This is a genomic window from Brevibacterium sp. UCMA 11752 (assembly GCF_021532235.1).
GTDB classification, from domain to species: domain Bacteria; phylum Actinomycetota; class Actinomycetes; order Actinomycetales; family Brevibacteriaceae; genus Brevibacterium; species Brevibacterium antiquum.
In genome coordinates, this window is sequence record NZ_JACBOS010000003.1 from 91,745 (window position 1) to 112,614 (window position 20,870).

General features: G+C 61.7%; 19 protein-coding genes and 1 pseudogene. 4 read left to right on the forward strand and 16 right to left on the reverse strand.

Going from position 1 to position 20,870, the window contains the following annotated elements; genetic code table 11:
• Window positions 1–313: 313 nt before the first annotated feature.
• From HU144_RS00510 to HU144_RS00520, 3 genes are all read right to left on the reverse strand, one after another.
• Entirely contained in the window at window positions 314–1,132 is an 819-nt protein-coding gene (locus tag HU144_RS00510) for a 2-keto-4-pentenoate hydratase (protein WP_235349643.1), read from the reverse strand.
• Between the two features lie 53 nt (window positions 1,133–1,185).
• Complete coding sequence (locus HU144_RS00515; protein WP_235349644.1) at window positions 1,186–2,151, reverse strand: NADP-dependent oxidoreductase; 966 nt, start codon at window positions 2,149–2,151, stop codon at window positions 1,186–1,188.
• Window positions 2,152–2,261: 110 nt separating this feature from the next.
• Window positions 2,262–3,224, reverse strand: a complete 963-nt coding sequence (locus HU144_RS00520; protein ID WP_235349645.1) for a CPBP family intramembrane glutamic endopeptidase — start codon at window positions 3,222–3,224, stop codon at window positions 2,262–2,264.
• A 107-nt stretch (window positions 3,225–3,331) separates the two neighbouring features.
• On the opposite strand from HU144_RS00520, the gene HU144_RS00525 reads away from it, so the two are divergent.
• The gene (locus HU144_RS00525; protein ID WP_235349646.1) at window positions 3,332–3,931 is read left to right on the forward strand and encodes a TetR/AcrR family transcriptional regulator; all 600 of its coding nucleotides are present in this window, start codon (window positions 3,332–3,334) and stop codon (window positions 3,929–3,931) included.
• Between the two features lie 54 nt (window positions 3,932–3,985).
• Here the strand turns inward: HU144_RS00525 and HU144_RS00530 are convergent, their stop codons facing one another.
• From HU144_RS00530 to HU144_RS00560, 7 genes are all read right to left on the reverse strand, one after another.
• Entirely contained in the window at window positions 3,986–4,942 is a 957-nt protein-coding gene (locus tag HU144_RS00530) for an alpha/beta fold hydrolase (protein ID WP_235349647.1), read from the reverse strand.
• An 8-nt stretch (window positions 4,943–4,950) separates the two neighbouring features.
• A complete protein-coding gene (locus HU144_RS00535) occupies window positions 4,951–5,637 on the reverse strand; it encodes a TetR/AcrR family transcriptional regulator (RefSeq protein WP_235349648.1) in 687 nt (228 codons plus the stop codon).
• Window positions 5,638–5,734: 97 nt separating this feature from the next.
• Window positions 5,735–6,760: a phosphotransferase family protein gene (locus tag HU144_RS00540; protein ID WP_235349649.1), complete on the reverse strand. Its 1,026-nt coding sequence runs from the start codon at window positions 6,758–6,760 to the stop codon at window positions 5,735–5,737.
• On the reverse strand, window positions 6,757–7,980 hold the full coding sequence (locus tag HU144_RS00545) for an acyl-CoA dehydrogenase family protein (RefSeq protein ID WP_235349650.1): 1,224 nt from the start codon (window positions 7,978–7,980) through the stop codon (window positions 6,757–6,759). Before HU144_RS00545 ends, HU144_RS00540 begins: the two co-directional genes overlap by 4 nt.
• A 97-nt stretch (window positions 7,981–8,077) precedes the next feature.
• On the reverse strand, window positions 8,078–9,079 hold the full coding sequence (locus HU144_RS00550) for an NADPH:quinone oxidoreductase family protein (protein WP_235349651.1): 1,002 nt from the start codon (window positions 9,077–9,079) through the stop codon (window positions 8,078–8,080).
• A 29-nt stretch (window positions 9,080–9,108) separates the two neighbouring features.
• Window positions 9,109–9,891 carry an SDR family oxidoreductase gene (locus HU144_RS00555; RefSeq protein ID WP_235349652.1) on the reverse strand — a complete coding sequence of 261 codons (783 nt, stop codon included), beginning with the start codon at window positions 9,889–9,891 and terminating at the stop codon, window positions 9,109–9,111.
• Window positions 9,888–10,397, reverse strand: coding sequence for a MaoC family dehydratase (locus tag HU144_RS00560; RefSeq protein ID WP_235349653.1), 510 nt, complete (start codon window positions 10,395–10,397; stop codon window positions 9,888–9,890). The genes HU144_RS00555 and HU144_RS00560 overlap by 4 nt, the downstream gene beginning before the upstream one ends.
• 179 nt (window positions 10,398–10,576) lie before the next feature.
• Here HU144_RS00560 and HU144_RS00565 point away from each other — a divergent pair, with 179 nt between their 5' ends.
• Together HU144_RS00565 and HU144_RS00570 are read left to right on the forward strand one after the other, a co-directional pair.
• Entirely contained in the window at window positions 10,577–11,536 is a 960-nt protein-coding gene (locus HU144_RS00565; protein WP_235349654.1) for a phosphotriesterase family protein, read from the forward strand.
• A gap of 54 nt (window positions 11,537–11,590) precedes the next feature.
• Window positions 11,591–12,979: an MFS transporter gene (locus HU144_RS00570; protein ID WP_235349655.1), complete on the forward strand. Its 1,389-nt coding sequence runs from the start codon at window positions 11,591–11,593 to the stop codon at window positions 12,977–12,979.
• A gap of 93 nt (window positions 12,980–13,072) precedes the next feature.
• Here HU144_RS00570 and HU144_RS19505 read toward each other — a convergent pair.
• Window positions 13,073–14,040, reverse strand: a pseudogene (locus HU144_RS19505) (Abi family protein).
• Window positions 14,041–14,190: 150 nt separating this feature from the next.
• Window positions 14,191–15,000 (reverse strand): SDR family oxidoreductase, encoded by an 810-nt coding sequence (locus HU144_RS00580; RefSeq protein ID WP_235349657.1) that lies wholly within the window; start codon window positions 14,998–15,000, stop codon window positions 14,191–14,193.
• 158 nt (window positions 15,001–15,158) lie between these two features.
• On the opposite strand from HU144_RS00580, the gene HU144_RS00585 reads away from it, so the two are divergent.
• Entirely contained in the window at window positions 15,159–16,694 is a 1,536-nt protein-coding gene (locus HU144_RS00585) for an AMP-binding protein (protein ID WP_235349658.1), read from the forward strand.
• Window positions 16,695–16,906: 212 nt separating this feature from the next.
• Here the strand turns inward: HU144_RS00585 and HU144_RS00590 are convergent, their stop codons facing one another.
• The 4 genes from HU144_RS00590 to ligM all read right to left on the reverse strand — a co-directional run bounded on the left by HU144_RS00590 (window position 16,907) and on the right by ligM (window position 20,763).
• Window positions 16,907–17,812: an FRG domain-containing protein gene (locus HU144_RS00590; protein WP_235349659.1), complete on the reverse strand. Its 906-nt coding sequence runs from the start codon at window positions 17,810–17,812 to the stop codon at window positions 16,907–16,909.
• A gap of 251 nt (window positions 17,813–18,063) precedes the next feature.
• The gene (locus HU144_RS00595; protein ID WP_235349660.1) at window positions 18,064–18,624 is read right to left on the reverse strand and encodes a type IV toxin-antitoxin system AbiEi family antitoxin domain-containing protein; all 561 of its coding nucleotides are present in this window, start codon (window positions 18,622–18,624) and stop codon (window positions 18,064–18,066) included.
• A gap of 115 nt (window positions 18,625–18,739) precedes the next feature.
• Window positions 18,740–18,958, reverse strand: a complete 219-nt coding sequence (locus tag HU144_RS00600) for an HTH domain-containing protein (protein WP_235349661.1) — start codon at window positions 18,956–18,958, stop codon at window positions 18,740–18,742.
• 395 nt (window positions 18,959–19,353) lie between these two features.
• Window positions 19,354–20,763, reverse strand: coding sequence for a vanillate/3-O-methylgallate O-demethylase (gene ligM / locus HU144_RS00605; RefSeq protein WP_235349662.1), 1,410 nt, complete (start codon window positions 20,761–20,763; stop codon window positions 19,354–19,356).
• Window positions 20,764–20,870 lie beyond the last annotated feature (107 nt).

The following is a 20,870-nucleotide window of genomic DNA, read 5'->3' on the forward strand; positions in this document are numbered from 1 at the left end:
AGGAGGAAAATGAGCAACACAAGTAACAGATTGCCATCAACAGCAGGCATCTGGGCTGCGCTTGGAGCATTCCTGATCTTGTGGATAGCAATTTCGGTGGTTGCATTCACGAAGGAGGACGGTTCTGCCGCAATTGCCATCAGCGCCGCGGCTCTGGTTCCGCTGGTTCTCTTCGGTACTGTCATTATTCTGCGGGATCGCAGACGGCGACGCAGATAGGGTTCACTGTCACATCTCGATTGGTGTCTATTGCGCTCGTCGCTCAATACGATCCTAAGTGTCTTGGCGACCTGACGCTCTACGACGCCCCAACTCAGTCCACGAAAGTGCAGGTGACAGCACCCAGACCGTCGAACCTCGCTGACAAAGAATCGCCCGCTTCAACCGGGATGGGTTCGGAGCACGTACCTGTGGTGATGAAGTCCCCCGCTGCCAGACCGATGTCGACGGCTGAGAGCTCATTGACCAGCCAGGTCAGTGCTGCGGCTGGGGCATCGAGAACGTTTCTGCCTACACCCTCAATGGTTCGGGACCCTGATGGGCCGTCGACTTCGGCGGTCATCGACACCTCAGCCAGATCGTGCGCGGACCAGGTCTCCTTCGCCGCCGGTCCCAACACGAATCGGTGGCCGCAGGCGTTGTCGGCGATCATCTGCAGTGCACCGGCTGTGGTGACATCGGTGAAGCGGGAACTTGGCAGTTCGATGCCGAAGTGCAGTGCAGACACCGCCTCCATCACCTCGTCGAGGGTGTAGATGCTTGTGTGCAGAGGCAGCGCGGTGCCGAGGACGAACACGAATTCCGGCTCGGCCAGACACATCGAGTTGCCGCTCAGCGACACGGCCTCCCCGTCTCCTTGGACGCGGTCGGCGAGCACGCGACCACCCAGCGGGCCCTCGACGTTGATGTGCCGTTGCCCGGCCTCACTCGTCGCCGCGATCTTCCACCCGCGGGTGGGCTGCCCTTCCAGCTCGGCATAGCGGGTCTGCATCGCGTAGGCCTCTGCCCGGGTCGCTGGAACTGCCTCTGCCGGCAGCGCATCGATCGCCGCCCCTTGCAGACCCACCTTGTGCACGGCGGTGGCGCCGCGTTCGATCTTCTCCGGCGAAGACATCGCATTCACGTCCGTCATGGGATCAGTGTGGCACGGCACGATCTACCCGTGGAGGTGTGACCGTCAAACGGTCATATCGTCAGCACTGTCTTAGGCAGGTGGCCGTCGTCCATCTGCCGATGAACCTCCACAACGTCCTCGAGCGGGGCCGTGGCCGGAGCGGGCACGTGAAGTTCCCCGTTTTCGATGAGCTCAGCCACGTATTCGAGCGCAACATGATCCGGCTCGACGATGACGTTCGTCCAGCGGACACCTGCCTGTGCGGCAGCCGCGTCGAGGCCCTGCTGCTGCCCCGAGGGCACTCCGACGACGATGCCATCTGACTTGGTCAGCGGAACTGCGCGGAGGGCGAACTCGCCCCCGATGAGGTCGATGACGACGTCGACATCGCTGATTCGTCCCTCGCCGAGGCTGGGGTCGTCGAATTCCTCGCTCGCATAGTCGATCACTCGGTCGATGCCGAGAGCTTCCAAACGCTTGAGTTTCTCGCCAGTCGCATGACCGATGACAGTCGCGCCGAGCTTCTTCGCCATCTGCACAACATAGGTACCCACGGTGCCACCGCTGCCGAGCACGAGGACGCTCTGCCCGCTGCGCACATCCGCAGCTTCGTGCACGATCTGGTACGCCGTCGTGGCAGGGAGAGGAATCGATGCGGCAGTCGCGAAATCCAGAGAATCGGGAATGCGCACGAGGTGGCGAGACGGTGAGGTCACAAATTCGGCGTATCCCTTGGCCGGGTAGGGAAAACGGGGCATCCCGAAGACGCGATCACCTAGTGCGAAGCGATTCACCCCATTGCCCAGGGCGGAGACCTCGCCGGCGATGTCCCACCCTACCGTGATGGGGAATGCGCCCATGAGCTTTGCCACGGATGCTCCGCCGCGGGTCTTGCCGTCGACGGGGTTGACTCCCACATGGCTGACGCGCACCTGGACCTCGGTGGGAATGGGTTCGGGGATCGGTGCGTCGTGGATCAGGTTGAGGACTTCAGGCCCGCCGAATTCGTTCTGGACTACCGCGCGCATCTTGCTCATGTCTCCTCACGTCTGCTTCGCTCTGGCCTGCTGCAGTGACACATCGAGGGCCGAGGATGGGGTCAGACAGTGAGCATATCCCGCACATCGACATCAACGGAGTTGACGTCTCACTCCTCGCCTCCGCGTTGGAACTTATCACTTGGGGTGTAAGCGGGGCCCGACTTCCGTGTCCACCACCAGATGATCGCCGTGATGACCACGATGACGAGGGCGGGAAGCAGCTGGTAAGGCGTTCCGACCCCGGCGGATCGGTCTCCGATAGCTGCTCCGAAGTCGATGCGCAGGTAGAAGGCTGCAATGAAGCTCAGGGTGTTGAGCAAGGCGTGGAGAACGATTGCGATCTCAACCCCACCCGTGCGCCAAGTGATGATGGACAAGCAGGTGAACAGAGTCAGGTACCAGGTGATGATGTACGGATCGGTGGCTCCGTGCATGGCGGTGAATGCCGCGCTGGTGACGACGATTCCGATGATCAACCCGAGGCGCCGGCTGTGCGTCCAGCTCCCGAGGATGCGAAAGACCAGTCCGCGGAAGCCGTATTCCTCACCCGCCGCCTGCAGCGGAGTCAGGAGGAAGGTGATGAGGAACATTGCGATGAGATCCGCGTGCGACCAGGGGACTTCTTCAACTGGTCCGAGAAATCCGATGGCGTTGACGATGAGCCACGCGGGACCGAACACCAGGAGCGATTTGCCGAGCAGGTCGAATCGGAACCGCGAGGACACGGAGTGCAGCGATCCGGCTGGCACACCATAGAGCCAGCGTTGGATGAGCATGCTCCACGGGACGAGAAGGGCAAGGCCGATCATGCTTCCGGCATGCCGGGCAGGCGTGTAGTCGGATGGACTGTTTCCCAGCCCCGTGTCGATGACGGCGCTGAGCCAGTTGGCGGCGAGGGAGAAGAAGACCAGCCCTGCCAGCAGCAGCACGATCGCAAGGATGCCTCGTCCGATGCGCCGATGGGTGCCGGCGAGGACTCGGTGATACTCCACTCCGCTGGGAATTGCAGAGAAGTCCTTCGGCTTCCCCTCAGAGCTGAGAAGCCAGACAGTCCTACTTGATGTCGTCATGAGATTCCTTCCACGGTGACCACCGGAATACCCACCCGGGCAATACAGTGTATTGGTTACTTGATGGTCACTAGCGTAATCTACTAATACGGCGTAATGGAAGGGGAATGATGGAACTTCAGCCACCAGAGGGAATCGGCAGCAGAGACAAAATCCTGTGGGCTGCCGCGACGATGCTCGGTGAAGAGCCGGGAGCGATGATGAGCGTGCGGGCAGTTGCCAAGCGGGCCGGAGTGAGCACGGGGTCGCTCCAACACCACTTCCCCACCAAACGTGCGCTGATGGATGAGGTGATCGCTCGGGTGTATGACCTGATCATCCCCGCAGACACAATGCATGACACCTCAATACCTGCACGGGAGAGACTCGTGGCATGTCTGCAACGACTTCTCGTATCGGCCGGAGCCGATCCGCGAGACGCGTGGCGTGAGACCTTCGACCGATACATCGCAAACGAGCCCTCAGAAGGGGCCAGGGCACAGTATCTGGCCAGCGAACGAGAGCTTCACCGCCGCATCGAATACTGCCTGAATACCCTCGAGGACGAAGGCGCATTGCTGCCAGGTGACAACGCTCGACGAGCCCGCATCCTCTTCACCTTCATCAACGGGCTCTCGATCGCACAAGCGCTGCCGTCGGACGACACGCATCTGCCCACCGAAATCGACGCGCTGTATGCGGTCGCCGATTGGGTCTTATCGCAATGACTATTTGGCGCTGGCGGCGCGGACACCTTCGATCGGCACCTGCCCTGCCTGCACCTATGAAGCCGAGTGCTCCCGCGCCAAAGCGATGGCCTCACGCGCGATCTCGCCAGGGTGCGATTCCGGGAGCCAATGGGATGCGCCTTCGAGGGGGACAAAGCGGTAAGGGCCTTCGACATACTCGGCGGTGCGCTCCGCAGTGGCGCGAGGGAACGCGATGTCTTCACTGCCCCACACGAAGGTCGTCGGCACGGTGGCTGGGGTGCTCGACAGTCGAGCACGACCATCCGCGGCCTGGTAGTACTTGAGCACCGAGCCCATTGCTCCAGGCTCGCTCAAGCGCGCTACGTAGGAGGCCGCCATGTCATCGGGGACGTCGCCGGAGTAGAGATCGAGGAGTCGTTCTCCGTCGTTGCGCAGCAGAGTGCGGGCAACTCCGTCCGGATGATCCTGGATCGAGCGCATATATTCCATGCGCTCGTACTGGTCCGGGTCCGCCTGCACCTGCTTGGCATGGGCAATCGGATGTGGAGTCGAGACAACGGTGCTCGTCAGCAGACGCTCTGGATGGTTGGTCGCGTAATGCCAGGCGACCATCCCACCCCAGTCGTGGCCGACGAGGTGAAAGCGGTCAAGCCCCATAGCGCGTGAGATCTCGTCGAGGTCCGCGACCAAGTGCGGCATTGTGTACTCATCGACGGAGTCGGGACGCGCTCCAGGAGAGTATCCTCGCTGGTCATAGGCGAACACGCTCATCCCCTGCTCAAGGAGAATCGTTGCGGTCTGCTCCCAACAGGCGGCGAATTCTGGCCACCCATGCAGCAGCAGCGCATCGCCGAGCTGCGGATCCGGATGAGCCGGCGTCGCACGGAACCCGGCAAAGTCCCCGTGCTCCGTGGTCACCGTCAGTGCTTGCGCCTCTGCGACCGAAGGCAATTGTGCCAGGCGAGCCGCCACCGAAGCGTTGTCGAAGGGTGCACCACTGCGCGGGTCAGATGTCGTCGACGATGTCATGGAGACTCCTATGTTCGGCGGGAACCATCGGCAGGGATTCCCAACGCGTTGACCCACAGCTTCGTTGCGGTCTCTACGAGAAGGTCATCAGTGCCCCAGCCCGGCTCTTCCAATGCGTACTTGTAATACGCCATGCGGCCGACCATCAACGACAATGCGCTGGCAGACATGACCGGATCAAGACTCGGATCAGCAAAACCCTCGTCTTGGAGTTTCTTGATCCACTTGCAGTTTCGCTTGGCGAAGGCCTGCCCTCGGTCGAGGCGCAAACGCCGGAACTTCGGGTCGATCGATGCGACCTGCTCAAGCAGGAGCATCAATTTGGCATTGCGTTTGTATGCCTCGATATAGGCACGATTACCCGCGTCGAGAGACTCGACGACAGTGCGATTGGCATGGTGCTCCTGCGGCGGACCGGGATGGAGCATATCGTCTTGAGCTTCCTGCAGAACGGCAGCGAGAGCCTCTTCTTTGCTGTCGAAGTACGTGTAGAAGGTGCCCGTGGAACATCGGGCTTCCTTCGTGATGTCTGTCAGGCGCGAATCGATGAACCCATCGCGTTCGAAGACGGTGCGGGCAGCAGCCACCAGGGACGCACGAGTGCGGAGGCCCCGCGGTGTGGACGGGAGCTCACGCTTCAGTGCGGAGTCGACAAGCGCGGGCAGTTCCTCACCGTGTTCTTCGGTCTTCGACATGATCAGCCCATCATACAATCCGGCGACGGAGCGATCTCGCCCACCGGCAGCCCCAGCGCATGTGCCGACACACTGCCGACATCGACAATTGGCGCCCTCATGGTGCCAACCCGTTCTCCCTGGCGACATCCCATCCGTGGTCGATCATCGCTTGGATGTTCTCCGGGGTGAGGGTGACTCCGGCGGCGTTCTCCGGATTGTCGAGGACCCTGCGATAGACCCCCTCGGCGATGATGGCGACCTTCCACACTCCCAGCACATGCCAGAATCCCAACGCCTGCCCATCACGCACTGAAGCGCGCAGATACTCCGCGGCCATCTCCGCCCGGGTCGGAAAGCCGTCCAAGGCTGAAGCGGCGAACATTCCGCCCGGCATTTCACCGGCCTGCGTCCAATACGCGAGCGCACTGCCCATATCGGCCAGTGGATCGCCCAGGGTCGAGAGCTCCCAATCCAGGACCGCGCGAATGTCACCCGTGTCCTCGTCGATGATGACGTTGCGGATGTGGAAGTCACCGTGGACCAGTGCGATCTCAACCGAGTCCGGCTGGTTGTCTCGAAGCAGATCGGTGAGGTCATCGAGGTCGGGCCGGTCCTGAGTTCGGCTGTCCTCCAGTTGTCGGCTCCACCGTTTGAGCTGTCTCGGCGCGTAGGGTTTCCGGGAGGCCAGATCGCCCAGCCCCACAGCATCGATGTCGACTGCGTGAATCTTCGCAAGCGTCCGCGCGAGCTCGAGGCCGAGTCTCCGGCGCACATCTGGCGTGAGCGAATGGGCGGTCTCCTCATCGTCGACGACCGTGCCCTCGACATGGGCCATGAGGAAGACGGGGACGTCGGCAACGGCGGGATCCGTGCACACGCCAAGGGTCTCGGGAACAGGAACTCCTGTTCCCTGCAGAGCCGCCATGATTCGGTGTTCGCGTGCGACATCGTGCGCCGAGGCGAGAAGCTTGCCCAGCGGGGGCCGCCGGGCAATCCAGGAACGTCCGGCCTCGTCGTCGATGCGGTAGGTGAGGTTCGACTGGCCCTGGCCGACTCGAGTCCCTCTGAGCTCACCGACGACCGTCTCCCCCACAGCCTGCATCCAGACGGCAAGCGCTTTCAGGTCGAGTTCGATGCTCATCCGGCGTCCCGAGCGGTCTTGCGTCGGCGCAGTTCCCGCCGGGCAATCGAGCGCTTGTGCACCTCGTCGGGCCCGTCAGCCAGTCGCAGTGTGCGCAGGTGAGCGTAGAAGCCAGCCAGTGGGAAGTCATCAGTGACACCGCCGCCGCCGTGGACCTGGATGGCTCGGTCGATGATTGTCAGCGCCATCTCTGGGGCCTTGACCTTGATCGCCGCGATCTCCGTCGCCGCTTCCCGGTTGCCCACGGTGTCCATCATCCATGCGGCCTTGAGCACGAGGAGGCGGGTGGCTTCGATCTCGATGCGCGCCTCGGCGATCCAGTCTTGGATGTTGGCGCGCTCGGCGACGGGCTGTCCGAAAGTGACTCGCTGCTGGGCACGGTCGATCATCAGCTCGAGTGAGCGTTCTGCCATGCCGATTGTGCGCATGCAGTGGTGGATGCGACCTGGTCCCAAGCGGGCCTGGCTGATGGCGAACCCGTCCCCCTCGCCGGAGAGCAGCGCGGTCTTCGGCACCCGGACGTTTTCGAAGAGGATCTCTGCGTGTCCTTCCCGGTCCATGTATCCGAACACCGGCAGTCCGCGGACCACGGTGATGCCAGGGGTGTCCTTCGGCACGACGAGCATGGACTGCTGGCGGTGGGTCTCCGCGTTCGGGTCGGTCTTGCCCATGACGATGAAGACCTTGCAGTTGGCGTGCAGTGCGTTCGAGGCGAACCACTTCCGCCCGTTGAGGACGTAGTCATCGCCGTCGGAGGTGATGCTCATTTCGATGTTCGTCGCATCGGAACTGGCCACGTCGGGTTCTGTCATGCAGAAGGCGGAGGCGATCTCACCGGCCAGCAGGGGCTTGAGCCATTTCTCCTTGTGCTCATCGGTGCCGAAGAGAGCGAAGACTTCCATATTCCCGGTGTCCGGGGCATTGCAGTTGATGGCCTCGGGGGCGATCTCCGGGCTGCGTCCTGTGATCTCCGCGAGGTGCGCGTACTGCAGGTTCGTCAGTCCCGCACCCCACCCTTCGTAGGGCAGGAACAGGTTCCACAGTCCCTGCGATTTCGCCTCCCGTTTGAGGTCGTCTAGGACCGGTGGGTGGAAGTTCGGGTCACCGGCTTCGGCACGCTGGCGGTGGTAGACGGACTCTGCCGGATAGACGAATTCGTCCATGAAGGCGTTGAGTCTGGTTTGGTAGTCGAGGGTGGTCTCGTCGGGCGCGAAGTCCATGGCTCCTGCTTTCTAGTGGGTTCGTATGAGTGGATCAGAATTCTCGGGCGCCGAGGTTGTGCGTGCGGGTGTTTGCCCATAGCGCGCAGGCGCAGGCTCAGGTGCCCGTCGCGGCTGTTGCGCTGCCATCTCCGTTGACGTCGAGGAGCACCTTGCCCCGCACGGAGCGGGAGTCGATGAGCTCCAGCGCCTCACCGGCCTGGCCCAAAGGCAGGACGGCGTGGATCGCGGGATCGAGGTCTCCGGCAGACAGGTGGGGCCATAGGGTTTCCCACTGCTGGGCCAGCATCTCGGGCCGGCTCGCCAATGCTGCTCCCCAGCCCACGCCCGCAACGGAGATGTTGCCCAGCAGCAGCCGGTTGACCTTGACCTCGGGGATCTGGCCCGCGGTGAAGCCGAGGACCAGGAGCGTGCCGAAGGTCGTCAGGCACCGCAGCGAATCGGTGAAGCGATCGCCTCCCACCGGGTCTGCGACCAGGTCGACTCCGCGCGGGTAGATCTCTTTGACTTCCGTCTTGAAACCATCGGCGAAGACCACATGCTGAGCGCCGAGGTCGGCCACCATGTCCGCTTTCTCCTGGGTGGAGACGACGGCGACGACCTCTGCACCGTAGGCGAGTGCGACCTGGACCAGGGCGCTGCCGAGTCCGCCGGCGGCCCCGTGGATGAGGACGCTCTGTCCCTTCTCGAGTCTTCCCCGCACCCGCAGAGCGAAGTCCGCCGTCAGCAGGTTCATCGGCATTCCCGCTCCAGACGCCAGTGACACTGACTCCGGCAGGGGCAGGACGCTCGCGGCGGGAACTGCCATGACCTCGGCGTAGGCGCCGGTGCCGGCAACGCCGACGACCCGGTCACCGACGGACAGGCCGGTGACATCGGCCCCCAGTTCACGGACCGTTCCGGCCACCTCGGAGCCCATTGTGTAGGGCAGCGGCGGCTGCATCTGATATTGGCCGCGCGATTGCAGCAGTTCGGGGAATGTCACTCCTGCATAGGCGACGTCGACGAGCACCGTGCCCGGGCCGGCCGTGGGTGTCTCGACGTCTGCGAGCGCGAGCGAACTCGGCCCGTCGGTGGCGCTCAGTTGTACTGCCTTCATGATCTTCGTTCTTCCTTGTCCGTTGTGTCTCAGAACCCTGTCGAGGCGACGACGCCGCCGTCGACGGCGATCGTCTCCCCGACCACATAGTCACCGGCGCGCGATGCCAGGTAGGCCGCGGCTCCGGCCATGTCCTCGGGGCGGCCGATCCTGCCGGCGGGGATGCGTGTCTGAACGTCGTCGCCGTGGTCGCGGGCGTCCTTGTTCATCCGTGAGGGGAATGCTCCGGGTGCGATCGCGCTGACGATCACGCCCTCGGGTGCGAGCTGTGCGGCCAGTCGCTTGGTCAGATGGATGACTCCTGCCTTGCTCGCGTGGTAGCTGTAGGTCTCGTTCGGGTTCGTCCTGATGCCGTCGATGGAGGCGATGTTGATGACCTTGGCCAGATGGTCCCCACCGGCGGCGGCCGAACGCAGCTCGGGTGTGAGTTTCTGGGTGAGGAAGAACAGGGCCTTGAGGTTGAGGTCCATGACCTTGTCCCAGCCGTGTTCCGGGAACTCGTCGAAGGGTGCGCCCCAGGCGGCTCCGGCGTTGTTGACGAGGATGTCCAGCCTCGATTCGTGCTCACGCAGTCGGGACACGACGGATTCGAGTCCCTCCGGTGTCGAGATGTCCCCGGGGAGGGAGACGCAGGTGCCCTGCTGGGACAGTTCGGCGGCCGTCGCATCGCATTCTTCGGCCTTGCGGGCTGTGATGTAGACGCGCACGCCGAGTTGGACGAAACCCTCTGCGATCATTCGGCCGATGCCGCGTGAACCGCCGGTGATGAGCGCGCAGCGTCCGTCGAGATTGAACAGTGTTGACATGTTCATGCGGATTCCTTTGCTCGGGCCGACGACTCGACATCGGCTCCGTGTTCGGTGAAGTACCCGATCGATTCGGCCACGCACACGGGTTTGTCGATCCCCTCGGCTTCGAAGACCTGGGTCGTCGTGATCTGGGCGGATCCGGGCTGTCGTCGCTCCACCTCGGTGACGGTGGCATGCATGCGAACGCGTGACCCCACCGGCCTGGGGTTCGGGAAGCGGACCTTCCCGTACCCGTAGTTGAGGCTGTGGGCGAAGCCGTCGAAGGCCATCAGCTCCTCCATGAAGGCCGGCCCGAGCGAGAGCGTGAACAGGCCGTGGCCGATCGTTCCCGCGAAGGGCCCGGTCGCTGCCCGCTCCTCGTCGACGTGGATCCACTGGTGGTCATTCGTCAGATCGGCGAAGGAGTTGATGTCGTCCTGGACCAGCACATGCCAGCCGGTCGGGCCGAGCTCCTGGCCGACGAGCGCCTCGAGGTCGGAGATCGAAGTGGGGCGAATGGGGGTTGTCATGGTCTGCCTTTCAATGGGCGCAGCGCAATACAAGAGGATACGAAATGAAGGAACGCGAAGCCGTACTTGAAATTGACTTCATATTCGATAACGTAAGACTAACCGTGTGAGCGCCGTCACTTCAAGTGGCATCGGCACCAGCCACACGGCCGAGCTACGCATGCAAAGGAGCAGCACCTATGGCACAAGTCCAAACCGTCACCGGCACCATCGACAGCAGCAGCCTCGGCAAGACCCTGGTCCATGAACACATATTCGTTCTCAGCGAAGAGATGCGGCAGAACTACGACTCCACCTGGGACGAGGAGGCTAAGGTCGCCGATGCTGTGGCCAAACTCAACGACCTCAAGGACGCGGGAATCAACACGATCTTCGACCCCACCGTCGTGGGGCTGGGCCGCTACATTCCACGCGTGCAGAAGGTCGCCGCGCAGACCGACATCAACATCGTCGTGGCCACCGGCCTCTACACGTACACCGATCTGCCGCACCGGTTCGACGTCCGCGGGCCCGGCCTCCTCATCGATGAGCCCGAGCCGCTGGTCGGCCTATTCGTCGGTGACATCGAGGACGGAATCGCGGACACCGGAGTCAAAGCGGCGTTCCTCAAATGCGTCATCGAGAAACAGGGGCTGACCACCGGGGTGGAGCGGGCCATGCGTGCGGTCGGGCAGGCGAGCGCGCAGACGGGCGCCCCGATCACCGTGCACACCAATCCGCAGACCGAATCCGGTCTCGTCGCGCAGCGGGTGCTCAAGGAGGAAGGCGCGGATCTGAGCAAGGTGGTCATCGGACATTCCGGCGATTCTACGGATCTGGACTACCTGATGAAGGTCGCTGACAACGGCTCGCTTCTGGGCATGGACCGTTTCGGTCTCGACGTCTATCTGCCGACACAGCAACGCATCGACACGATCGTCGAACTCGTCCGCCGCGGCTACGTCGAGAAGATCACCCTGGCCCACGACGCTTCCTGCTACATCGACTACTTCTCACACCAGGAGAAGAGGGACATCCAGCCGAACTGGCATTTCCGTCACATCTCCGATGAGGTCATTCCGACATTGCTGGAACGCGGTGTCAGCGAGGACGCCATCGACACCATGCTGGTGAAGAATCCGCGCCGCTACTTCGAGTGACACACGCAGCACGCAGCACCGATGGAGCAGTTTTCAACGAACAAAGGACTCCGCATGCCCCCGAACTCCACCACCAGCCTCAGTCGCAGCGAATCCAAGGTCCACGCCGGAAAACACGGGCGCCTGCGTGCGGCCGGACTCGTCGGCTCATCAATCGAATGGTACGACTTCTTCCTCTACGGCACCGCCGCCGCACTCGTCTTCCCGCACGTGTTCTTCCCCGACGCCGAGGGCATCAACGGCGTGCTCCTCTCGTTCTCAACCTTTGCCACAGGCTTCATCGCCCGTCCGGTCGGCGGGCTGCTGGCCGGCAACTACGGTGACAAGCTCGGCCGCAAACCCATGGTCGTCATCTCTCTGCTGGGAATGGCGATCTTCACGTTCGCCATCGGCTGCCTACCCTCGACCGGGAGCATCGGCCTCATCGCACCAATCCTGCTCGTGACCTGCCGCTTCCTCCAGGGCATCGCCTGTGGGGCACAGTGGGGCGGCCTTGCGCTCCTGCTCAGCGAGTCGGCTGGTCCCAAACACCGGGCGTTCTCAGGTTCCTTCATGCAGGTGGGCGTCCCCTGCGGGGCGTTGTTGGGCAATCTCGTCTTCGTCATCGTCTCCACGTCCATCAGCCATGAGGCCTTCATCTCGTGGGGATGGCGGGTCCCCTTCTGGGCCACGGCGCTCCTCGTGCCCGTCGTCATGTACATCCAGCTCAAAATCGAGGACTCCCCGGAGTTCGAAGCGCTCAAACATGAAGTCTCGGCGGACAAACCCGCTGTCGTGCGTGCACCTCTGTGGCAGGCCGTGAAGTCGCACTGGAAGACGATCCTGCTCGCCTCCGGCACACTATCGGCCACGAACTGCGTCTTCTACATCACGATCGCCGGCGCACTGTCCTACGGCACGACGTACCTCGGCATGGATTACAACAGCATGCTCATTGCAGCCATGCTCTCCACCGGCGTCGCAATCCCCGTGACTCTGCTCGGCGGCAGGTTGGCCGACAGGATCGGACGTCGCCCTGTCATCATCATCGGCGGCGTCGGGATTCTGATCTGGGCTTTCCCCTACTTCGCTCTCATCAACGCAGCGAACATGGCCATGTTCACGATTGCGGTCAGCGTTGCCGCCGTGTTCCAGTCGCTCGTCTATGCTCCGGTCGCCTCGTATTTCGGTGAGCTGTTCGCACCGCAGATCCGCTTCTCCTCGGTGTCCTTGGCCTATCAGCTCAATGCGATCATCGTGTCGGGCTCGACTCCCATCGTGATGACCTGGCTGATCGCGAAGATGGACGGGTCGACCGTGGGCATCACCCTCTTCGTGTGTGCCATGGCGATCATCACGGTCGGGTGCGCCATCGGTCTGAAGGAGACCAATCCGAAGTCGGTCAGGCAGTCCCCGACTGCCGTTCCCGGCGAGCATCTGCGTTCCAACAGCGTTGCCGTCTGAAGAATCAAGACCGCTCAAGGAGTCAGGCAATGCGTTCATTGGCATTCCTAGAGCACACAGGGCAACGCGGTGACGCTGTCTTCGTCCGCAGTGTCACGAATGGGGGAAGCCCATTTCAGAGGTGGCACGGTATCCACTGGTGGGGAAAGCCGAAGCGACTAACGAATCGACTTCAGAACGCCAGGTGTGCCTCGGCTCGATGTGATCCAGGAGCTGAGAAATGATGCAGATGGTTCCATACACGCGTTCGATCTGCCACGTTTCAGGTCGAGCTGCCTTAAGTGTTGGAGCAATCTCAGCAAAAGCGGGTAAGTGCTGGACGCGGGGAGCTATGCCAAGCGGGATCAGCTGACGGTTCCATAGACGTCCGTGATGTGCGCAGATGTTTCGCACAGTAGTGAGATTTTCCAGCCAGTTCGCTAACGGCGGGTGCTTATTCCAGCTCTTTCGGGAGGCTTTCGAAGCACCGTCTGCCATCGACACACCAAACCAATCGGCGATCTCCCTTTGGCCTGGTGAAGTCATCCCGGCATAGAGCTTCGATACATCCGAGAAATCGAGTAGGTCGGTGAGAACCCAGAGCGGTATGTCGCCGCCGTAGTTATCGTAGTGGTGGTCAACTGCCGCATCGTGCCCTCGGGCCCGATTGATACGGCCTTTGGCGATCCCCCACCACTTGTCATGGTCAAATGTTCTACGGAAGTTACCTGGGTCAGTGTGAGTGAGGGGCCCGCCTCACCGAGGAGGTGGCCGATCCTGCTACGGAAGGCAATTTCAACACTCTCGATACCGCGCCAGATAAGTCCTTTCAAAGCGCTGTCGAAATGGTAAAGAGCGAGGATTTCTGCAAATTGCGTTCCGGGAAGAAAGTCGTCGAGTCGCTGATCTTTTTGTGTCGGATGAGGCTCACGATACAAGTACCAGTAACCGCTGAGGCGGTAATAGCCGATGATCTTCAGTGCGTCGCTTGCCTGATCACTGGCCGGGATCTCCATGCCACGGATACGCAGCTGGTTGATTTGGTCGGGGATGGAAAGCCACGACTTAAGGTGGAGCACCATGTTAGCCACAGTACCGGAAGAAATCCGGCCCACTCCCGGAAATAGATCCGAGGCGGGCCGAACGATTGGTATTAGTCTACCACCGGCCGTGCACTCGAGGAATCAGGCACACCTTGAGCGGCAGGGACACCCTGCCGCTCAGGCGTTTCGTCAGCGCCCTGCAGCCGAGGTGCCCTGTAGCTTCGCCTGGTACCTGCGCATGCCGCGCAGCCACCTGTCGTAGTCCGATCCCTTCATGCGGTACATGTCGAGGACTTCAGGGTGGGGCAGGATGAGGAAGGTCTCGGCTTCGATGGCGGCCATGACGGTTGTGGCGACGTCTGCCGGCTCGAGGACATTGCCCGCCTCGGCGACTGCCCGCTGCCCCGTCAAGGCCTCTCCGGTGATCGCATTGGAATCTTCTCCCCACAGGATCTTCGTGTTCACACCCATAGGGGCGAGCACGGACACGCGCAACCCCTCGTCGCCATAGGTCACGGACAGCCATTCGGCAAAAGCGAGGGCGGCGTGCTTGGTCACCGAGTATCCTGCCTGTCCGATCTGGGTGAGCAGTCCCGCTGCCGAGGCGGTGGCCACGAAATATCCTTCCCCACGCCTTGTCCACTCGGGGACGAGTCGTTCGGCGGCGCGGATGTGGGCGCGCAGATTGACGTCGATGATCCGGTCCCAGTCGCCGTCGCCACCCAGTCCGGTGACGCCGGCAATCCCAGCGTTGGCGAAGTAGAGATCCACCTGACCCAGTTCACGTTCGGCGGTGTCCAACAGCTCGGCCACGCCGTTCGCAGAGGAGACGTCTCCTATCCAATGCGGCTGCCCCAGCTTCGCCGCGGTGTCGGCGACCTCCTCGGCGAGGTCGGCGAGGAGCACGCGCGCCCCACGTTCCTGCAGGGCTGCGGCGATTGCGGCGCCGATCCCTCCTGCTGCGCCGGTGACTACTGCATTTCGTCCTTTGAGCTCCATCGTCTTCCTCTCTGCAAAGTGACCTCACCTCATTGTGTGCAGGGCCACATCCATCTATAGTTGAACCCGCACTCAGTTTCAAGTAAACAGAGCGGCGATGATGGGCGCCGGACCCTGCACGGGTCCGCTCCTGCACCGTCGTGATCCGAAGGAGTCTCATGGCCGCGACCATGCGCACGTCAATCATCGATCTGCTCATCCCCTGGGCGCAGACGATCCCGGACTCCATTGCAGTGCGCACTCCCCCTGGCCCGGACCGGGTCTCGCTGTCCCAGCTGCGCTTCCTCGGCGAGATCGAAGCCGCACGCGATCGCTGCCGTGCCTCCGGGCTTCGTCCGGGTGATCGGACGGTGCTCATCGCCCCCTCGTGCCCGGAGTTCCTCATCGAATTCCTCGGCGCCCACGCCGCCGGACTTGCGACGGTCGCCGTCAATCCACTCTCGACGGCCCGGGAGCTGGACTACATCCTCGAGGACTCGGACGCACGTCGGCTTGTGGCCCACCCAGCCATGGCCGAGGCCGGACGAAGCGCCGCGAGCGGTCGCGGCATCGACTTCGACACCCTACCCCTGGTCGGCAACGAGGGGCCGAGCCTTCGGCTGAGAGAGGACGGCGTCGCCGAGTTCGATCATGTCGAATTCGACTGGGATGACCTGGCCGCCCTGCTCTATACCTCGGGAACCACCGGCAAGCCGAAGGGTGCCATGCTGTCCCTGGGTAATTTCATCGCCACCACGGACATCGTCAAGGAGATGACTCAGACCTCCCCTGATGACCGGTCGGCCACCGGCCTGCCGCTGTTCCACGTCTTCGGGCTCGCCGACATGGCCCTGCCCGCGCTGAGTGCCGGTGCCCCTCTCACGCTTTTCCCACGGTGGGATCCGCAGGCCTTCGTCGATGCGCTGGCGAAGGACGAGGTCTCCATCATCTCCGGTGTGCCCACCATGTGGATGTCGGTGCCCACGAACGCCGATGGGGCCGCGACACCAAACCTGCGACTCGTCAGCTCCGGCGGTGCGGCGATCGCCGGAGAGGTGATCCGCAAGGTCGAAGCGCGTTTCTCTGCACCCGTGGCGGAGGGATACGGGCTGACGGAGACCGCCGGGCTGGGCACGTTCAATCCGCTGTTCGGAACGAGAAAGATCGGAAGCGTCGGTCTGCCCACTCCCGGGTTCGAGGTCAAGGTCATCGATGTCGACGGAGCAGCGCTGCCGGCCGGTGAGGTCGGCGAGGTGGTGCTGCGCGGTCCGGCGGTCATGCTCGGGTATTGGAAGAAGCCCGAGGCCACCGCCGAGGTGCTCGATGACGAGGGGTGGTTCCGCACCGGCGACCTGGGACACCTGGATGAGGACGGATACCTCTTCATCGTCGACCGGATCAAGGACCTCATCATCCACGGCGGCTACAACGTGTACCCGCGTGAGGTCGAAGAGGTCCTCTACGAGATCCCCGGGGTTGCTCAGGCCAGCGTGGTCGGTACCCCCGATGAGAAATACGGGCAGCAGGTGACCGCTGTCATCGCCCTATCCCCCGGCGCCCACCTCGACGCTGCAGAGGTGGAGAGATTCGCCAGGGAGAACCTCGCTGCCTACAAGATTCCGCGGATCATCGAATTCGTCGAGGAGCTGCCTAAGGGACCGAGCGGGAAGATCCTTAAACGCGAGATCGTGCGGATGTACACCTCGGGTTCCTGAACACCCCGGATCCGAGCCCTCGCTCATTGGCCCGGCGTTTGCGAAAGCTAATCGATGATCGCCTAACCGAGACCATCAACGAGGCGTTCGCCCAGTCAAGCTTCCACGACCGCTCCGACGCCGCCTGACACTTCCGCCGGAACCTTTGCACCCCGCCAAGGGTCTATGTTGCCAGGCATTTGAGACTTGCTGCCCGGCCAACTTTTGTCCAACTAGTCGAGTTGGCCCTTTAAAAATCCATCGCGAAAACCGTCAACGTCAGGGAACAGCACTCGCCGGCGTCTGTTGTAGGTACGCTTAAGTGGATCGCGAATTTTGTCCTTGACCGCAGCAGGTATCACAATCGCACAAAACGGTACGTTTGCCGGTCGTCCTTGGCCACGCTCTGTTTCCAATAGGCGATTCAGCTTTGCTTCACCTGGAGCTTCTCCGGCCGGCCTAAACCCCAAGACTCCTGGCGCCTTATGCCGCCCAGGTACTGCACTACCAAGAAAGAATCCCTCCTGTGCTTTCATCCGCTCGTCAGGCAAAGCCGGGAAAATCCTGAACATCTCACCCTTAGCCTTGGATGCTTTCAACGCATGCTCGTATGTCGCGGACAGAGGTTTACCCATATGATCCCAGGTTGCACCGTCTCCATGATCGAACGAGTCGTACCAAGGAGCTTTCGTAACATCGATGGCGAATAACACCCCTGGGCTCCTTCGCACACTTCCCGTTTCATCTGGGCGGTGTTCCTCGGATGCAAACCATAGCGCTGTCATCGGATTAGAAGTGACGTCGAACAGCCGAGTCGGAACGCCGTGGTGCTGCAATAGGGAGAGCATGTGCATATCCGTAGCAGACGAACCAAGATCCCTGCCAAGCCCCCATCGTCTAGCCTCATCGAGTATGTTCATCTCGGCCTCGCGCATGCTCTCTTCGGAGACAGACTTCTCGGATTCACTGCACTTTCGATACAGAGATGAACTTAATGGCCATGAGGCATCGTTCTGCCCGCGCCAAGCGTATGTGCGGCTCTGCTCCAGTAGAGCGATGTGATTAATTATCCGGAAAAGCTGGTGCGGGGTTTTCACTTCAATCCCCCACCCGTGCGATAGCCAACCCTCGAATTCCATTTGAGAAACCATAAGCATCATCATAATTTACGTAGTTCTTTGCCTTGGCCCACAATCTAACAATCTCGAATAAATAGTAGTCGATTCATGATTGACACGCTTGGCATAGTTCGCGATTTCCAGCCCTCTCGTCTCGCAACGCACCCCACCACCGAGACGAATCTGCTCGGAACGCTTTCTCGAAACCTCCGTCTCACTACTGGCTGGACACACCCAGATTGCCGTTGGCTAGAATTTCACTTGCCCTACCTTCAGGGGTAGTTCAGTGATGCCCATCCGGCACGCTCTCTATGGTCGAGATTCGCGACGTCGTGGTTGTCGATCAACTCGCGCTGACGTGCCTGTTCGACCAGCGTTTTCCACTGCTCCAATGGCATCCTGTCATGCACGTCGACGAGAGCGCGACGAACAGTGGTCGCGGGGATTCCTTCGTAATGCGTCAGGTCCTCGTCAGGGACATTCATCCGCGTCTCGAGGTCAACCCACTCGGGAAGGGTCCTGCGCACTCGGCGACGGGTAGCCACCCGGATGCGGTGCGGATTGAACTGCCCCAGACCCAGCAGATCGAACACAGTCTCCCGCTCAAGGAATGCTCCGTCACCGGCCAGCGCCGCCGCCACCGCCGGCTCGGTCAGGTCTGTCGTGGGCACACTACGGTGGATGTACACGCCCTTGCCATACGCCTGCAGTGCGCCGCGGTGGGCAAGCTTGCGCACCTCGACAGCGGGCACCCCCGCGTCCTCAGCCTCAGTGATCGTGACGACACCGTGCTGTTCTGCAGCGATCTCCCACAGATCGTGTCGGTAGCCCATGACTCCACCTCTCTCCCTATGTCAAAAGCGTACAAGTTCCGGTACAGTTTTGACATTCTCGGGAGATCGACTCGTCGTGAACAACTGCTTCGGCGCACTCAGAGGGGCCTCAACCTCAAACCCACCGATACTCATACTCCGGGCGTCCTGGAGTCCCATACCGCGGCTGTTTGACTGCCTGCTTCGTCTTCACCAGATGCTCCAGATAACGGCGCACCGTCACCCGAGAGAGCTCCAAGGTCGTTGCCACCTCGGTGGCCGACACAGCAGAGTCAGCATCCCGCACGACACCGGAGATTGCCGTCAGCGTCTCCTCGATCAGCCCCTTGGGCAAGCCGTTCCGAGGACACCGATCGAAACGCGCTGAGTGCATTGTCAACCGAGGCCTGAGTGGCCAAGGAGCCGGCACTGGTTCCGGTGATGTTGAGCCGGAACGTCCGCTGGTCCTCCAGCTTCTCGCGGAAGGCGGTTGCGCGGTCCGGCAGTCATGCCCTGGTATTGAAAGAAACCCGAGGCCACCGCCGAGGTGCTCGATGTCGAAGGTTGGTTCCGCATTCGTTCGGACCCGAACTTTGACGACGGATTTTCGCGCATTGCACTTCGGCCATAGATGCACAACGACGAAGGCACCGGCTGCTTCACTGTCAAGAACTCGTTAACGACGCTTCTTGATGGGTCCGACCAGTGCCCGGGAGCAGGGTTTGCCGAATTCCGCTCCCGGGCGGTGGCTCAGTGGGCAACGGCGGCGGTGCGCCATCCCTGTTGGTACTGGGTACGGACGGTCTCGGCGTAGGGAACCGGACTGACTGTCACAGCCACGTTAGTCTGCCGGTGGCGTTCGACGGAAGACTTGCTTGTGCCACCGTTCGGTTCACCCCACAAGACGTTGAGCGGAGAACCGATCTCGACCTCAGGATCGACGATAGCCAGCGACAGCGGTCGCTTCTCGTTCCAGCTGTAGCCGGTGAACATCGATTGCCCGACGACCTTACCCGAGTCGTCTAGTACGGAATCGAAGTTCGAGGCACCATAATTCGCATTGGGAAGGTCGAAGAACTTGTAGGGCAGTTCTTCCTTTTGGTACATGGAGGCATGAATGGTCGCAACGTCTTCGCTGTCCCAAGCGAGAGTGACCTTCTTGCGCTGGGCTTCAGGGTCCATGGCTTTGAGTGCATCGGCACCGATGAAGTCGTGGTCATATTTGATGAACGATCCATAGCCGAGCTCCCACGGCGTAGCGTAATAGTCTTCGATGCATTCGGGGACATAGGACCCTGCGACCGCAGAGTTTGCCTCGTAGCTATCAGCACCCAACCACTTGCGATAGTCTGCCAGTTTTTCGCCAGAGTAGATGCCTGGCAGAGGAGACGGTATCCAACCGGACTCCAGTGTGTTGCATGAGTAGGCGCGTGCGCCGGCGGGTTCCAGTCCGAATTCTGCACCGGCCTCGATGATGGTTTCGCGAATGAAGTCGTAGTCCTCGTATGGTCCCCACAGTTCCAGGCCCGGAGCGCCGGCCATGCCATGGCGCAGGGTGCGGACCTGCTTACCTCCGACGTTCATCGTCGACATGTTGAAGAACTTGAGCTGCTCAAGTGGACCGCCGTGGACCTTCTCGATGACGTCCCAGGCACTGGGCCCCTGGATCTGCAGGCGCCATTCCTGACGAGTGATTGCCTTGCCCATGGGGCGCGAAGGGGATCGGCGGTCGACAGTGAGCTTGACGTTGTAGCCACCGGTCTCGGCGTGGAAGATGAGCCAGTTTGCCGCTGGGCTTCGTCCGACGTAGACGAACTCATCTTCGGCCATGCGGAACAGGATGCCATCGCCGATGACATGACCGTAGGGGGTCACAGGCACATACTGCTTGGCCTTATTCACTGGGAAGTTCGTCACCGAGTTGATCGCGGTGTCCGAGATCAACCTGAGAGCTTCGGGGCCCTTAATGTAGAGGTTATCCATGTGATGTGACTGGTCGAAGAGCACTGCGGTGTCACGCCATGCTTGGACTTCGTTGCGCCAGTTGGTGAACTCGGCGGCGACCACCGGGTAGACGTAGGCTCCGACCTCGACATTGCGCAGGTGTTCGACAATGTCACCTGACGAATCGAGCACGTCTTGCAGAGATTTCTCGCTCATTTTCTTGTTCCTCTCATACCAGTGAAATCGATGAGCCCATTAGGTCTCTTCGTAGAGATGTGGTGCGGTTGATTGTGCGATTTGGTTGTTGGGGTGGATCGTTGTTT